General features: G+C 54.7%; 1 protein-coding gene. It reads right to left on the bottom strand.

The window, feature by feature from the left end:
- Positions 1 to 267 (bottom strand): hypothetical protein (locus AC1RP1_RS08340; RefSeq protein ID WP_481762778.1); only part of this gene is annotated, 267 nt, incomplete at both ends.

The raw sequence follows: 267 nt of genomic DNA, 5'->3' as shown, positions 1-267 counted from the left end.
ATTTTGAACAGCTCGCCTTCCTCGATGTCGTTGAACGTGAGACCGCTCCGACGTTTCGTCACAATCACACCTTCAGTCTTTGTTTTCATCATATTTTCCCCTTTTCCGCGTCCGCGAATGTAATTCCAGCCTGCGTCCGTGCATGCCCGCAGCCCGACCCCAAAATGATTGCCTTCCCATGTACAGCCACGCTCACGAGCCCAATCTGCGAGTGCGGCACCCGCATAATAGACGCCGTTATTAAGACCCATCAACGCGCCCGTGCCC

The sequence above is a fragment of the Dellaglioa sp. CoH-56-MRSF-13 genome (assembly GCF_056782095.1).
The sequence above is the reverse complement of the archived record's forward strand: the minus strand, read 5'-3'. Positions and strand labels throughout refer to the sequence as shown.